At 48.3% G+C, this 14,753-nt stretch carries 12 protein-coding genes; all 12 read right to left on the minus strand.

The annotated features are described in order from the left end of the window. Positions 1 to 6: 6 nt before the first annotated feature. The 12 genes from MHM89_RS15410 to infB all read right to left on the minus strand — a co-directional run bounded on the left by MHM89_RS15410 (position 7) and on the right by infB (position 14,740). Positions 7 to 276 (minus strand): K+/H+ antiporter subunit F, encoded by a 270-nt coding sequence (locus MHM89_RS15410; protein WP_022945687.1) that lies wholly within the window; start codon positions 274 to 276, stop codon positions 7 to 9. Beyond that, positions 270 to 806, minus strand: coding sequence for a Na+/H+ antiporter subunit E (locus tag MHM89_RS15415; protein ID WP_239409168.1), 537 nt, complete (start codon positions 804 to 806; stop codon positions 270 to 272). The genes MHM89_RS15410 and MHM89_RS15415 overlap by 7 nt, the downstream gene beginning before the upstream one ends. After that, positions 807 to 2,333: a monovalent cation/H+ antiporter subunit D gene (locus MHM89_RS15420; protein WP_053910343.1), complete on the minus strand. Its 1,527-nt coding sequence runs from the start codon at positions 2,331 to 2,333 to the stop codon at positions 807 to 809. Then, on the minus strand, positions 2,334 to 2,672 hold the full coding sequence (locus MHM89_RS15425) for a Na+/H+ antiporter subunit C (RefSeq protein WP_022945690.1): 339 nt from the start codon (positions 2,670 to 2,672) through the stop codon (positions 2,334 to 2,336). Continuing rightward, a complete protein-coding gene (locus MHM89_RS15430) occupies positions 2,672 to 5,464 on the minus strand; it encodes a monovalent cation/H+ antiporter subunit A (protein ID WP_022945691.1) in 2,793 nt (930 codons plus the stop codon). The genes MHM89_RS15425 and MHM89_RS15430 overlap by 1 nt, the downstream gene beginning before the upstream one ends. A 234-nt stretch (positions 5,465 to 5,698) precedes the next feature. After that, a complete protein-coding gene (locus MHM89_RS15435; protein WP_239409169.1) occupies positions 5,699 to 6,913 on the minus strand; it encodes a hypothetical protein in 1,215 nt (404 codons plus the stop codon). Continuing rightward, entirely contained in the window at positions 6,903 to 7,781 is an 879-nt protein-coding gene (nlpI, locus tag MHM89_RS15440; RefSeq protein WP_022945693.1) for a lipoprotein NlpI, read from the minus strand. The genes MHM89_RS15435 and nlpI overlap by 11 nt, the downstream gene beginning before the upstream one ends. 88 nt (positions 7,782 to 7,869) lie before the next feature. After that, positions 7,870 to 9,999 (minus strand): polyribonucleotide nucleotidyltransferase, encoded by a 2,130-nt coding sequence (gene pnp, locus MHM89_RS15445; protein WP_239409170.1) that lies wholly within the window; start codon positions 9,997 to 9,999, stop codon positions 7,870 to 7,872. A gap of 264 nt (positions 10,000 to 10,263) precedes the next feature. After that, a complete protein-coding gene (gene rpsO, locus MHM89_RS15450; protein WP_026111212.1) occupies positions 10,264 to 10,533 on the minus strand; it encodes a 30S ribosomal protein S15 in 270 nt (89 codons plus the stop codon). A gap of 128 nt (positions 10,534 to 10,661) precedes the next feature. Next, positions 10,662 to 11,597 carry a tRNA pseudouridine(55) synthase TruB gene (gene truB, locus MHM89_RS15455; protein WP_022945695.1) on the minus strand — a complete coding sequence of 312 codons (936 nt, stop codon included), beginning with the start codon at positions 11,595 to 11,597 and terminating at the stop codon, positions 10,662 to 10,664. A gap of 5 nt (positions 11,598 to 11,602) precedes the next feature. Beyond that, on the minus strand, positions 11,603 to 11,992 hold the full coding sequence (gene rbfA / locus MHM89_RS15460; RefSeq protein WP_022945696.1) for a 30S ribosome-binding factor RbfA: 390 nt from the start codon (positions 11,990 to 11,992) through the stop codon (positions 11,603 to 11,605). Between the two features lie 78 nt (positions 11,993 to 12,070). Then, on the minus strand, positions 12,071 to 14,740 hold the full coding sequence (gene infB, locus MHM89_RS15465; protein WP_022945697.1) for a translation initiation factor IF-2: 2,670 nt from the start codon (positions 14,738 to 14,740) through the stop codon (positions 12,071 to 12,073). Positions 14,741 to 14,753 lie beyond the last annotated feature (13 nt).

The raw sequence follows: 14,753 nt of genomic DNA on the forward strand, positions 1-14,753 counted from the left end.
CCTCTCCTACTCAATGATATCGCCACGTAGTAAATATTTACATACTGCGACAGTGCTGACAAAACCAAGCATGGCAATAAGCAGCGCAGCTTCAAAGTAAATCTGTGTTTGCATACCGATACCATACAAAATAATCAACGCGATGGTATTAATGTACATGGTATCGAGTGCCAAGATACGATCAGGGATAGAAGGGCCGACAATTAAGCGCCACAAATTGAGCACCAGTGACACGCCAATCATCGCAAACACGATAAGTAAAACATGTTCTAACATTGAAAAATCTCCTTCAACGGCGCTTCGTAACGGCTTTTAATGGAGTTAATCAGCTCCTGTTCGTCTCCCATATCAAGCACATGGATCAGCAAGAAGCGTTGTTCAGGCTCTTGTCCTTGTGGCAGAGACTCTGGAATCGGATACACCTCAGCACTGACCGTGCCGGGAGTTAATGACACAGTGCTCGCAAGCATGGTGATAGGTAAATCATGTTTTAAATCTAACGGCACTTTAATAAACCCAGGACGCAAACGCTTGCTTGGCCCCAGTATTTTTATCGCTACTTCAATATTCGCAGTGATAATGTCCCACAGCACGATAAGCAGCTGCTTAAATGCCAAGCCGGGGCGCAATATTAACGGCTGAGGCTTGCGAAATGGTGCTATAGACAGCGGAATAACAATAGCCAGTACCGCCCCTAAAATTAAATGGCCTGGCGATACGCTGTTGTTAAGCAACAGCCAAACCGCAAACAATAATATGGTGCGAAACGGGGTGGGTAACCACTTATATTTTGCTTGTAAACGCATTTATTGCCCCTTAGCCAACGCAAAAACAGTATCAACCGCGACTTGAGTATTATGCAGTGTTGCTGCTGCATGCTGGCTCACTTCGGTCAGTGGTGCAGCGAACACTGTCATTAATACTGGCACTGCAAGCATCAGTAGCACCGCGAAGCTTCGGCGTTTGCCAGCGTATACGGCATCTTCAAATTGTTCATCTTGCTGTGGGTTGTCATGCCAAAATAGGCTCGTTCCAGCTCGCGACAAAGCCACAAGGGTTGCCAAACTGACAATCAGGTATATGGGCCAGAACACCCAGGCAACGTTGCTTTCCCAAGCCGCATCCAGTAACCATAATTTAGCGATAAAGCCAGAAAGTGGTGGCAAACCGGCCAAGGCAATGGCGCACAGCACAAAGCAGATACCGAGTAGCTTTGGCTCAGCAACACTGCGGCTATTCACCAGCCTATCTTGCACTTTACCACGCTGTAAGCCAATCAAGTCCGCAACTAAGAACATTGCCGCACAGCCCACAGTTGAGTGCAGTAAGTAATAGATTGCCACAGCCGTGGCCTGCTCATTATTCAGAGCCACCATAGCCACTAAGGTGCCCACCGAGACAATGACTAAATTTGCCGTTAGCCGACGTAAATCTTCCGAAGCTAAAACGCCAACAGCCCCAACCACTAAGGTGACCAGCGCCAGAGGCCATAACCAAGTGGTGGCCATACCGCTGAGCTCGCCGGCGTTATCACCGAAGATCATGGTGAACACGCGCATCATGGCGTAAATACCGACCTTGGTCATAACCGCAAATTGCGCTGCTACCGCAGGCATTGCACGGCTATAAGTTGCCGCTAACCACAAATGTAATGGCAATAAGGCGGCCTTTAGAGCAAAGACAATAAGCAGCAACAAACCACCTATTTTAGCCAAGTAAATATCATCGCCCTGTAGCTGAGCTACTTTAGTGGCTAAATCCGCCATATTCAACGTACCGAGTACCCCATAAAGAATCCCTAAGGCGATGAGGAAGATACTCGAGCCCACCAAGTTAAGCACCACGTAGTGAAGCGCGGCTTTGGTGGTCTGTTTATCCGTTTTATGCATTAGCAATGCATAGGAAGCAATCAGTAGCACTTCAAAAAAGACAAACAGGTTAAATAAATCCCCGGTTAAGAAGGCACCATTCACACCCATAAGCAAGAAGTGTGTAAGGGGATGATAGAAGCTGCCTTTTTTGTCATCACCGCGACTGGCGTAAATGGTGGTAACCAAGGTTAGGAAGCTTGTTAGGATAGTCAGTAGCACCGCCAACGGATCGGCGTATAAAACGATACCAAAGGGTGGCTGCCAAGTACCAATAGCATACACAATCGGTCCGCCTTGCAGCAGTTGCTGCAATAACACCGTGCTCGCTATTAACGTAAGCAGTGCCATAAACATCGCTGTCCAGCGGCGAATAATGAGGTTTTTACCACAAGGCGGGAGCAGTAAAATGATCCCCGCAAGTAAAGGCAGTAGGATAGGTAAAGTGATCAAATGCTGCATCAACTATGACCCCTTTTTCGAGCGTGGTTGACCATCCACGTGGTCATTACCTAAATCCGCGCGGCCACGAATAGCCAAGATCACCACAAACGCGGTCATCGCAAAACCAATCACGATGGCGGTCAATACTAACGCCTGAGGCAGCGGATCGGCATACCCTGCAGACTGACCCAACACCGGCGCCTTATTGATTTGTAGACGCCCTGAGGAGAACAAAAATAGGTTCACCGCGTAAGAGAGCATGGTAAGCCCGAGCACCACTGGGAAAGTGCGCGCTCGTAAAATAAGATACACTCCGCAGGCCACTAATAGACCTACACAGCTTGCATATAAGAGTTCCATTAGAGGTTGACCTTTTCTTTCGGTGTTTCTGCTGTCAATTTACCTAGGCTTGCCAAAATCATCAACGTGGCACCTACCACAGTGAGATAGACCCCTAGGTCGAAAATCATTGCGCTGGCAAGCTCAGTTTTGCCCACCAACGGAATATCAAAATAATCAAACCAGCTGGTTAGGAAGTTACGCCCAAACAGCCAGCTTCCCATGCCTGTCAGTGTGGCAATGGCTAACCCGGAGGCTATCACCTTGCGGTAATTGATATCCATGCGCGCACGTATCCAATTCGAACCATTAGCCATGTACTGCAAGATAAAGGCGATAGAAGTGACCAAGCCGGCGATGAAGCCACCACCCGGCAAGTTGTGACCACGCAAGAAAATATACACGGACACCATAATGGCCAGCGGCAGCAAACTTTGCGAGATACTCGCCAACAATAGCGGGTGACGTTCGCGAGCCCAAGGGCGCCCTTCACTGTCTGATGCTGGCATAAATAGTGGCAGATTTAGTAATAACTTGTAGATACCCAGCGCTGCGATACCCAATACAGTGATTTCACCGAGAGTATCAAAGCCACGGAAGTCTACGAGAATAACGTTTACAACGTTGGTACCGCCGCCACCCGTTTTGGCATTGGCAACAAAGAATTGCGAGATACTCTCGTGGGGGCGTGTGAGCACCGCATAACAAATACTGCCGATAACGATACCAATGGCACTACTGATCCCTAGATCTCGCAAGATTCGAATTGAGCTTGATTCCTTTGGCGTACGTTGCGGTAAGAAAAACAGTGCCAACATCAATAGCATCACCGTGACTACTTCCACAGTAAGCTGAGTGAGCGCCAAGTCAGGCGCAGAGAAACGACTGAAGGCCACTGATGTCATCAACCCCACCACCGAAATCATGATGAGGGCCACCATGCGCGAGCGATGCCATACCAAGGTGGCAAGCGCGCCAATCATGAGCAAGGCCGCGCCAATGGCATTATGAGCATCAATATCGCTCAGACCTTTAGACCCAGCCAGCGTATGCATTTCAAATAATGGCAGACCGGCAAGAACCAGTGCCGAGAGCAATAAAATAAAGACATAGCGCTGCAAAGAGCCATTCTCTATACGCAGAACTTGCTCACGTGACCACGTCATCACCTGTTGGATACCGGCGTCGAATGCCCTTTTTGCATTAACACTGGGTAGCGAGGCTTGGAACTGGAATAAATATTTGCGTTGAGAATAGATAAACAAACCACCGGCGACTGCCACCGCGCTCATAAATAGCGGTAGATTAAAACCGTGCCAAATAGCCAGTTTGTAATCCGGTGCATCACCGGCTAAAACTGCATTGGAAGCGACCGATAAAATAGGGTCCACTACAAAGGCTGGGAACAAACCGACGAGCACACACATCGCAACCAACACTTCAATGGGCACGCGCATATAACGCGGCGCTTCATGGGGATCCTTTGGTAGGTCTTTGGGCTCACCATTGAAAAATACATCGTGAATAAAACGCGCCGAATAAGCCACTGACAACGCCCCGGCTACCGTCGCCAACACTGGAATTAACCATGACATAGACCCCAGCATTTGCTGGTGTAAGGTCTCAGCAAAGAACATCTCTTTTGATAAGAAGCCGTTCAGAAGCGGCACACCGGCCATGGACGCCGCCGCCACCATCGCTAAGGTCGCAGTATAGGGCATATAGCGCCACATACCGTTTAGTTTACGCATATCTCGGGTGCCGGTTTCATGATCGATAATCCCGGTGGCCATAAACAGTGATGCTTTAAAAATAGCATGATTAATAATGTGGAAAATCGCCGCAACTGTCGCCAGCTGCGTATCCAGGCCTAGGAGCAAGGTAATAAGGCCCAAATGACTGATAGTCGAGTATGCCAACAAGCCCTTCAAATCGTGTTTGAATAAAGCGATGTAAGCACCGACTAACAAGGTTGTCAGGCCGGTTACGCCAACAATAATGAACCATAGCTCGGTGCCTGCCAGTGCGGGATAAAAGCGGGCTAACAGGAAAATTCCGGCTTTAACCATCGTTGCCGAATGTAAGTAGGCGCTGACTGGCGTAGGTGCTGCCATCGCATGCGGCAACCAAAAGTGAAAGGGAAACTGCGCAGATTTGGTGAACGCCCCTAGCAACACCAACACCAAAATAACCGGATACCAAGACGATGACTTGATCACCTCGGCACTTTGAAGGATAACGTCAAGCTCGTAGCTGCCCACTAACTGGCCAATGAGCACTAAGCCCGCCAACAGGGCCAGACCGCCAGCGCCGGTAATAGCCAGTGCCATACGTGCGCCTTTACGTGCTTCAGGTTTATGGGACCAGTAGCTGATCAATAAAAATGAGCTAATACTGGTGAGCTCCCAGAAGAACCACATTTGAATAATATTATTCGCCGTGACGATACCTAGCATGGCTGTCATAAACAGCATTAAGTAGGCATAAAGCTTAGGCATGGAGTCATTCTCACTAAGGTAATAGCGAGCATAAAGAATAACCAGCAAACCGATACACAGGATCAGTAAGCAAAACAGCAGGGCTAACCCGTCCAGACGGAAAGACAAGTTCACGCCTAATTCAGGTATCCAGGGTAGGCTGGAATAGAGGGTCTCACCCGCCAGCACATCGGGGGCTAAACTCAGTACTAGGGCTAAGCCTAAAATGGGCATTATTGCGGTGATAATCGCACTTTGATTGCGCGATAATTTACCAGTAAAACTCGCAAGTAAACTGCCTATAAGGGATAACAGGGGTATCCACAGCAAAGTCATAGTTTGTGAACCTTTATTATGGTCGCTGAACCTTCAAACAACCTTCTTATAATCAACTCCAGCATCGGGTTTGCTTCCGTGTGCTAAGTTCCTCAACTAGGGTTAGTATAGCGCCAATTAAACATTAATAATTAGTCAGTTATACTGTTGTGCTCACTCTTTGTCTAGCCTAGATGCGGCTATTCGCCTAAAACTTGGGCTGAGATTAACACCTCACTAACCTTGCTTACAAATCTAGTTGTTAGCTTGGTTAATAGTTGTACGGCCTTCACCTGCTCCATGTGTGGCAAGTGGGTGGCGTTGTAGCCAGATTGGTAGCGCACTTAGGCGATGAAAGTAATCTTGATAGCGCAGTAATTCATCGCTGTGTTGGCGCAATTGTTTCACCCAAAGGCGACGATACAAAGGCGATAAGCCAACCTCTGAGTGTTGCATAATGCTGATTTTATCAGTGGGTTTATAGCCACGCCCATTGTTGCAAAAATCGCTTTTATACCAACCAGAAGGCCTTGTATCATCGACATAAAGGTTAGCATAGATTTGCCCTTTGTCTGTGCATGCGTGTTGTTGTACTTTAGGCCCCGGATATTCGTCCGTGAACCCGGCAAAATGCATGAGTTCGTGTAAAAACACATGATAAGGTGCCTCTATGCTTAATTGCATGACTCCTGCTTGGACATTGGCGCGCCCCTGCTTGGTCATCATAACAATGAAATCAAACCCCGGGGGCAGTCGTGATGGCTGCTCTGCCAAGGACTGCCAATTGCAGCGCGCATACTCCCCCCGACTCGACGTGCAAGCAAGCTGACTACCCATATAAACAGGCTTAGATAAACACATCAGCCCCGGTTGTGGCTCTGCTTTTGCAAGGTATCGTTCACGCAATTGTTTTAACCTCTCGATGCCTTGCGCGTGATCTGCCAATAATAAAATATTGTAATCACATTGGCGTGCCTCAATTGCTCCTAAGCGCACTTCAAAATCATGATGCTGCGCATAGTCAACGGTAATTCGACTTGGCGGCACACCTTGGTGCATCAGTAGAGGCTGAGCAACCTCTTCACTAAGCGCACGGTGTTGTGAGATGGTCGTGAGCGAGTGCCATTGCTCATTAAGGAGTAGCCGCTTGGTAAGTTGCTGCCACTGCACAGCTTGGGTGTCGCTTTGATGTGATAACGCCGCCTGCCAATACGGCGTGGCATCCTCTATACGGTGGTCATTGAGTAACTTGACGGCTAGAGCCAATTGCGCTGGCGCCACACTCTGCCCTGCCAACACTCGCAGCTGTGCCTGATTAAGTGATTGATAGTCGATACTGTGTGGCTGATAGCGATGCCAATAACCAAGGTAACTGGCAAAGTTTGCCGCTAGATGGGAAGCTAAATGAGGTGAGAAACTGCTGCTGGCACAAAGTAGTAGTGTCAGCAGTATAATTACACTAGTGCGCACCCTCGCCTGCCATTAAGCTCAGCTCCAAACGGGCGTACTTATATTCAACAAACTCGTACACATTAGTCGATAACGCCAATTTAAAGTAGTCACTGGCCAAGGCTGTATTGCCTTCAGCTTGGTGACGCTTGGCGATATAGAAATACGCCTCACACAATCGCTCAGCATACTCCTGGTGCGATTCAACGCCCTCGCTCAAGGTGTTTAACAGAGCCTTTTCATCAATATCGCCATTGTAATAAGCGACCAACTGATAGGCCCAATTCTGTGGGTCTAACGCTTGCGCCATCTTAGCTAAATTGGCTTTTGCTTGTTGAGCGTCGTTCGCACTTTGCGCTAAATAAAGCCACAGCACACGGTAGGGATCGTCTGGTGCAAAATCTAAAAAGGCTTGTAAGTCGTCACTGGCCAGTTTAGGGCGCTCCCCATAATAAAGGGCGATGCCTCGGTTTAAGTATGCATATTCATGCTCAGCGTTAAGCTCTAACACCGAGTCGAACATTTCGTAAGCTTTGCCGTATTGCTGCATTAGGGTGTGATGAATGCCTAAAAAGTTATAGACCTCGGCTAAATCAGGCTTAAGTTTTACCGCGCGGTTAAAGTCAATGCGCGCCAAGGTACTAAGCCCTAAGCTATCAAACAGTACGCCTCGGTCATAATAAAGCTGCGCTTGTTGCTCATTAGGAAGTTCAGCTTGCTCAATGAGCTCGGTATAACGAGCAATGGCAATTTCGCTGCGAAAATCACTGGGCAGAGGCGCTGTAAATGGCACTGCAACTAAATACTGAGGCTCTTGGGAAGTGGATTGGCAACCGGCCAACACAGCGGCTAGTGCGCCTGCAATAATGAGCGAAATGGGTTTTCTCAACGTCCTGCACCTATATTCAACGGCTATAGATTTTCATTAAACCACAAAAAAGGGGGCTAAACAGCCCCCTTTTACATCAGATTAATGCTTATTCAGAGCTTTTTGACTCTTCTGCGTTTGCAGCTGGTTTTTCCTGCGCTTCTTTGATACTCAAGCGAACGCGGCCTTGGCGGTCTACTTCTAGTACCTTAACTTTAACTTCTTGACCAACGCTAAGGTGATCAGTCACGTTATTCACACGCTCTTCGCTGATTTGTGAAATGTGTACTAATCCATCTTTGCCTGGCAATACATTAACAAACGCACCGAAGTCTACGATACGAACTACTTTACCTTCGTAGATTGTACCTACTTCAAGTTCTGCAGTTAACTGCTCTACGCGAGCGATTGCAGCGCGTGCGCTTTCGCCATCGGTGGCAGCGATCTTAACGGTACCGTCATCATCGATTTCGATAGTAGTGCCAGTTTCTTCAGTTAACGCACGGATTGTCGCACCGCCTTTACCAATTACGTCAGCAATTTTCTTCGGTGGAATGTTCACCGTGTAAATGCGTGGTGCGTAATCTGAAAGCTCAGCCGCTGGTGAAGAGATGGCTTCATCCATCACGCCAAGAATATGCAAACGGGCAGCTTGTGCTTGGTTAAGCGCAATTTGCATAATTTCTTTAGTGATACCTTCAATCTTGATATCCATTTGCAGCGCAGTGATACCTTCAGAAGTACCGGCTACTTTAAAGTCCATGTCGCCTAAGTGGTCTTCGTCACCCAAGATGTCGGAAAGAACAACAAAGTTGTCGCCTTCTTTAACAAGACCCATAGCAATACCCGCTACAGATGCCTTAGTTGGTACACCGGCATTCATCAGCGCCAGCGAAGTACCACATACCGAGGCCATTGAAGATGAACCGTTCGATTCAGTGATCTCTGATACCACACGGATTGAGTAAGGGAATTCTTCAAGCGTAGGAAGAACAGCCGCAATACCGCGCTTAGCAAGGTTACCATGACCAATTTCACGACGCTTAGGTGAGCCCACAAAGCCTGTTTCGCCAACACAGAATGGAGGGAAGTTGTAGTGCAACATGAAGCGGTTAGTTGAGGTACCCGTAATGGCATCAATCATCTGTGCGTCACGTTCTGTACCCAGCGTTGCGGTAACAAGTGCCTGAGTTTCACCACGGGTGAAGATAGCACTACCGTGCGTACGTGCAAGCACACCGGTTTTAACATCTAGGGCACGGATCATCTCAGGAGTGCGGCCATCAATACGTTTTTCACCGGCAATGATGCGACCACGTACGATTTTCTTCTCAAGTGAACCGAATACACCCGATACTTCTTGCTCATCTAAGCTTTCGTCTTCACCCAGCTCAGCGCTTAGCTTCTCGATTACTTCTGCCTTCGCTGCGCTTAGCGCATCTTTACGCGCTACCTTGTCAGTGATGTGATACGCTTCACCGATTTTCGCTTCCGCGATGGCGGCCACTTTTTCCGCTAGCGACTCGTCTTTCGCTGGTGCGGTCCAATCCCATACAGGCTTGCCTGCTTCGCTAGCAAATTCGTTAATTGCAGTAATAATGGCTTGTGACTGCTCATGACCGTAAACAACGGCGCCTAGCATCACGTCTTCTGGCAATGTTTCAGCTTCCGACTCAACCATCAGTACCGCGTTGTCAGTACCAGCAACAACAAGGTCTAGCTTACTTTCGTTTAGCTCAGTAAGTGTTGGGTTAAGGACATATTGACCATCGATAAAGCCTACACGAGACGCACCGATTGGACCATTGAATGGAATACCCGAAAGCGCAAGCGCCGCTGAAGTACCAATCAGGGCTACGATATCGGGTTGAATTTCAGGGTCTACTGAAACAACGGTTGCGATAACTTGCACTTCGTTTACGAAGCCATCAGGGAACAGTGGACGGATTGGACGGTCAATCAAGCGCGCGATCAGTGTCTCGCCGTCTGATGGACGACCTTCACGCTTCAAGAAACCACCAGGGATACGACCCGCTGCGTACATTTTTTCAATGTAGTTAACAGTCAGAGGAAAGAAGTCTTGACCTGGGTTTGCTTCACGCTTACCAACCACAGTCACGAGTACCGAGGTATCGCCAATGCTAGCAAGTACGGCACCGTCTGCTTGACGTGCAATAGCACCCGTTTCTAGCGTTACAGTGTGTTCACCGTATTGAAATTCTTTAATAATTGGTTGCACTTAATTATTTCCTTTAAGTTGCATTTAGCCCTACTTAATCGTACTAAGCAGACTAAAGTTTGGTTTTCTCAAGCACCTTACCAATTACAGTAAATAACCACACTCACGCTGGAATGCCTTTATTTACTACAATTGGCAATATGGTGCCATCTTAGCCGACGGCCATACATTGCCCTAGCGACTTAGACAGGGCCTAGTATACTCGCCAAAAGCACACAAAAAAAGGGGCTAGATAGCCCCTTTTTGTAAACTGATTTCAAAGAATTAGCGACGTAGGCCAAGTTCTTGAATTAGTGCAGTGTAACGCTCGATGCTTTTACCTTTTAGGTAGTTAAGCAAGTTACGGCGTTGGCTTACTTTGCGAAGCAGACCACGACGTGAGTGGTTGTCTTGCTTGTGGTTAGCAAAGTGACCTTGAAGCTTGTTGATATCGTGAGTTAGCAAAGCTACTTGTACTTCAGGTGAACCTGTGTCGCCTTCAGCGCGTGCGAATTTTGCGATGATATCTGCTTTTTCTTGGTTGCTTAGTGACATAAATAACTCCAAAAAATGAGTGTTTTAATACGGTAAGAGCCGATCACTAATCCAGCCCCACCAAATGAGCGCGCTATTTTAACAATTTACGCGAGAACTACAAGCGCTTTATAGGGTGCGCCACTTTCCTAGCTGGTAATTGCCACAGCACGTTTGGCCTTTAAGTGGCCGTGTTGGTTACGCTCACCAACGCCTAGAAAGCGTGTTTTGCAGCGCACCGCACATACCGGCGCAACCTGCTCGCCGACAACCACAGTTTGCCCGTGGGCAAAAGCAGTGGCTTGTTGTTCGTCAAGCTCGATGCTTGGTAAGTCTTGCACCGCTGTATCCATGGGTAACAGCAAGGGGTCGAGTACCTCTGCTGGGGCGATGTCTTTGGCTTTGGCCTCATCGAGTAGCTGCTGCAACGTCTCTAACGTCACCATTTTTTCTGCCGGATAGTGACCTACTTTAGAACGGTGAAGCATAATCACATGGGCGCCACACCCGAGTAACTCACCTAAGTCATCAACAATCGTACGTATATAGGTGCCTTTGGATACGTGCGCGGTCATTTGTATCTCGTTGCGCTCACTGTCGAACTCATCTAAGGTCAAACTGTAGACATGAATACGGCGGCATTTACGCGGTACTTCAATGCCTTCACGGGCATATTTATACAGTGGTTGGCCTTGGTATTTCAGTGCCGAGTACATCGACGGATACTGATCCGACTCCCCAATAAAACTGGCAACCTGTTCACGTAAATCCGCTTCACAGACATCCACTGCTCGGGTTTGCACAATTTCACCATCGGCGTCAGAGGTGGTCGTGCGCTCGCCTAGTTTAGCTCGAACCACATAGGTTTTGTCGGTGTCGAGTAAAAACTGTGAAAACTTGGTCGCTTCACCGAAGCACACCGGTAACATCCCCGTAGCAAGAGGGTCTAACGCGCCGGTGTGGCCCGCCTTTTGCGCAAAGAAAATACCTTTTGCTTGTTGTAACGCACGGTTACTGGAGATCCCTTGCGGCTTATTAACCAATAGTACGCCATCGACCGGGCGGCCTTTTGTCCGTCTGGCCATCGCGCTTACTCTTCTTCGTCGCTGTTGTTGCGCTTATCCTGATCTTCACGCATTACGGTGTCGACCAAGTTAGAAATACGCATCCCCTCGAGCAGCGAGTTATCAATCACGAAACGCAACTCAGGGATAATGCGAGCACGAATACGCTTGCCTAATAAGGAGCGAATGTAGCCGCTGGCATCATTCAAAATACGCATGCTTTGTTTCGCTTTAGTGTCGTCATCTTGGTTAAAGACGGTGACAAAAATTTTGGCGTAGGACAAATCACGGGATACTTCCACCGCAGACACGGTCACCATGCCTAAACGCGGGTCTTTCACTTCGCGCTGGATGATCACCGCGATTTCTTTTTGGATTTGCTGCGCTACGCGCTCTGTGCGAGAAAATTCTCTCATTTCCACCACTTCTATTGATTACACAATGCACAAATGGGGGCACAAGGCCCCCATACTTTTTATGACTAACTGTGAGGTTTACAGCGAGCGTTGTACTTCAACGACTTCGAATACCTCAATTTGGTCACCGACCTTAACGTCATTATAGTTCTTAACGCCGATACCACATTCCATACCGTTACGAACTTCTTGAACGTCATCTCTGAATCGACGTAGCGACTCAAGCTCACCTTCATAGATAACGACGTTATCACGAAGAACGCGAATTGGGTTAGAACGCTTAACCACACCTTCGGTTACCATACACCCAGCGACAGAGCCAATCTTCGGTGCCTTAAATACATCACGTACTTCGGCAAGACCAATGATTTCCTGTTTGAATTCAGGCTGTAGCATACCGGTCATGGCTTGCTTCACTTCCTCAATCAGGTCATAGATAACGCTGTAGTAACGCAGGTCAATGCTTTCGCTTTCAATCACTTTACGTGCAGAAGCGTCGGCACGAACGTTAAAGCCAACGACAATCGCATTTGATGCGGCGGCAAGTGATGCATCAGTCTCGGTGATACCACCAACACCGCTACCCACGATTTTCACTTTAACTTCTTCAGTAGAAAGCTTAGTCAGTGAATCGGCAATAGCTTCGATAGAACCTTGAACGTCGGCCTTAAGGACAATGTTCACTTCGCTCACGTCACCTTCAGACATATTGCTAAACATGTTTTCCAGTTTCGCTTTTTGCTGACGAGCAAGCTTCACTTCGCGGAATTTGCCTTGACGATAAAGCGCTACTTCACGCGCTTTACGCTCATCGCGTACCACAGTGGCTTCGTCACCGGCTGCAGGCACACCAGAGAGACCTAAAATCTCGACTGGAATTGACGGGCCCGCTTCTTTGATTTCTTTACCATTCTCATCGCGCATTGCACGAACACGGCCATATTCAAGACCACAAAGAACGATATCGCCTTGCTTAAGCATACCTTCTTGAACAAGAACAGTTGCCACTGGACCACGGCCTTTATCTAGACGTGATTCAATCACCACACCCGAGGCCATGCCTTCAGGAATAGCGGTTAGTTCAAGGATTTCTGACTGCATCAAGACAGCTTCAAGAAGCTCATCAACACCTTCACCCGTTTTCGCTGAGATATGAACGAACTGCGTTTCTCCGCCCCATTCTTCTGGGATAACATCTAACGCTGCAAGTTCATTCTTAACGCGATCTGGGTCCGCGCCTTCTTTATCGATTTTGTTCACCGCAACAATCAACGGTACTTCTGCTGCTTTAGCGTGCTGTACTGCTTCTTTGGTTTGCGGCATTACACCATCGTCGGCAGCAACAACAAGGATAACGATATCCGTTGCTTTTGCACCCCGTGCACGCATTGAAGTAAAGGCCGCGTGTCCTGGTGTATCTAGGAAGGTGATCATGCCGTTGTCGGTGTCAACGTGGTAAGCACCAATGTGCTGGGTAATACCGCCAGCCTCACCCGATGCCACTTTGGCTTTACGGATGTAGTCAAGCGTCGAGGTTTTACCGTGGTCAACGTGACCCATTACAGTTACAACCGGTGCACGCGATTCAGCCTGACCGCCTTCAGAGCGATCGCTTAATACGCGCTCTTCAAGCTCGTTTTCTTTGGTGATCACTACTTTGTGACCCATTTCTTCGGCCACCAGTTGTGCTGTTTCCTGATCGATAACTTGGTTAATGGTTACCATGTCACCCATCTTCATCATAGTTTTCACCACTTCAGCGCCTTTCACCGCCATACGTGATGCTAACTCAGCAACGGTGATGGTTTCACCAATGCGTACTTCAGCTTTTTTATCCGCTACCGGCTTTTTAAAGCCATGCTGTAAAGACGTAGGCGCTTTCAGCTTACCTTTCTTGCCTTTAAGCTTAGCTGGAGCCTCGGTTTTACCCTTTGGCTTTTTCTTTTTACGACGTGCACTTTTCTCTTCGCGCGCGTCTGATTCGTCCTCTGCTTCACGGGCATAGGTCGAGGTTGTGAGGTGATGGTCCGCTGTTTCCTCGCGGCGCTTACGTTCCTCTTCTTCTTTCTTCCAACGCGCTTCGTTTTCTTCCGCTAGACGGCGGGCTTCTTCGGCTTGACGTTTCGCTTCTTCTTCGGCTTTCTTCAATGCTGCCTCTTCTGCTTCTTTCTGTAAGCGCTCAGCTTCTTCACGTTCTTTCTGAGTTTGCTCCTCGTCCTTTGCAGAATCATGACTGTCTTTGCGCTGTGCTTCAGCTTTACGCTTCGCTTCTTCTTTAGCCTTACGCTCTGCTTCTTGTTTCGCTTTGCGTTCAGCCTCTTCTTTTGCTTTGCGTTCGGCTTCTTCTTTGGCCTTACGCTCTGCTTCTTCTTTGGCCTGTGCCTCGGCCTCTTTACGCGCTTGCTCCTCTGCTTCTAAACGAGCTTGCTCCTGCTGCTCCTCTAGCGCGCTCTTTTTCACGTAGGTGCGCTTTTTGCGCACTTCTACTTGTACGGCTTTCGCCTTACCCGTTGAACCTGTCACGCTGAGCGTACTTTTCTTCTTACGCTGCAGGGTCATGCGCTCGGGGCCGGTTGAACCCGCACCGCCGTGTTGCTTCGACAAGTGATCGAGTAGTTGTGCTTTTTCTGACTCAGAGACATGGTCGTCAGCGCCTTTTTTAATACCGGCACTGTCTAATTGCTGGAGCAATTTATCAACAGTTGTACCAATGTCCTCGGCCAGTTTTGCTACACTTACTTCTGCCATATTCTTTGTTACC

The sequence above is a fragment of the Pseudoalteromonas sp. CNC9-20 genome (assembly GCF_022347875.1).
In the GTDB taxonomy this organism is placed as follows: domain Bacteria; phylum Pseudomonadota; class Gammaproteobacteria; order Enterobacterales; family Alteromonadaceae; genus Pseudoalteromonas; species Pseudoalteromonas ruthenica.

Bases quoted from the DNA above. Each gene is read 5' to 3' on its own strand.
- MHM89_RS15415 (WP_239409168.1), bottom strand. From the start codon at position 806: ATGCGTTTACAAGCAAAATATAAGTGGTTACCCACCCCGTTTCGCACC.
- truB (WP_022945695.1), bottom strand. From the start codon at position 11,597: ATGGCCAGACGGACAAAAGGCCGCCCGGTCGATGGCGTACTATTGGTT.
- infB (WP_022945697.1), bottom strand. From the start codon at position 14,740: ATGGCAGAAGTAAGTGTAGCAAAACTGGCCGAGGACATTGGTACAACT.
- rbfA (WP_022945696.1), bottom strand. From the start codon at position 11,992: ATGAGAGAATTTTCTCGCACAGAGCGCGTAGCGCAGCAAATCCAAAAA.
- MHM89_RS15410 (WP_022945687.1), bottom strand. From the start codon at position 276: ATGTTAGAACATGTTTTACTTATCGTGTTTGCGATGATTGGCGTGTCA.
- rpsO (WP_026111212.1), bottom strand. From the start codon at position 10,533: ATGTCACTAAGCAACCAAGAAAAAGCAGATATCATCGCAAAATTCGCA.
- MHM89_RS15430 (WP_022945691.1), bottom strand. From the start codon at position 5,464: ATGACTTTGCTGTGGATACCCCTGTTATCCCTTATAGGCAGTTTACTT.
- MHM89_RS15425 (WP_022945690.1), bottom strand. From the start codon at position 2,672: ATGGAACTCTTATATGCAAGCTGTGTAGGTCTATTAGTGGCCTGCGGA.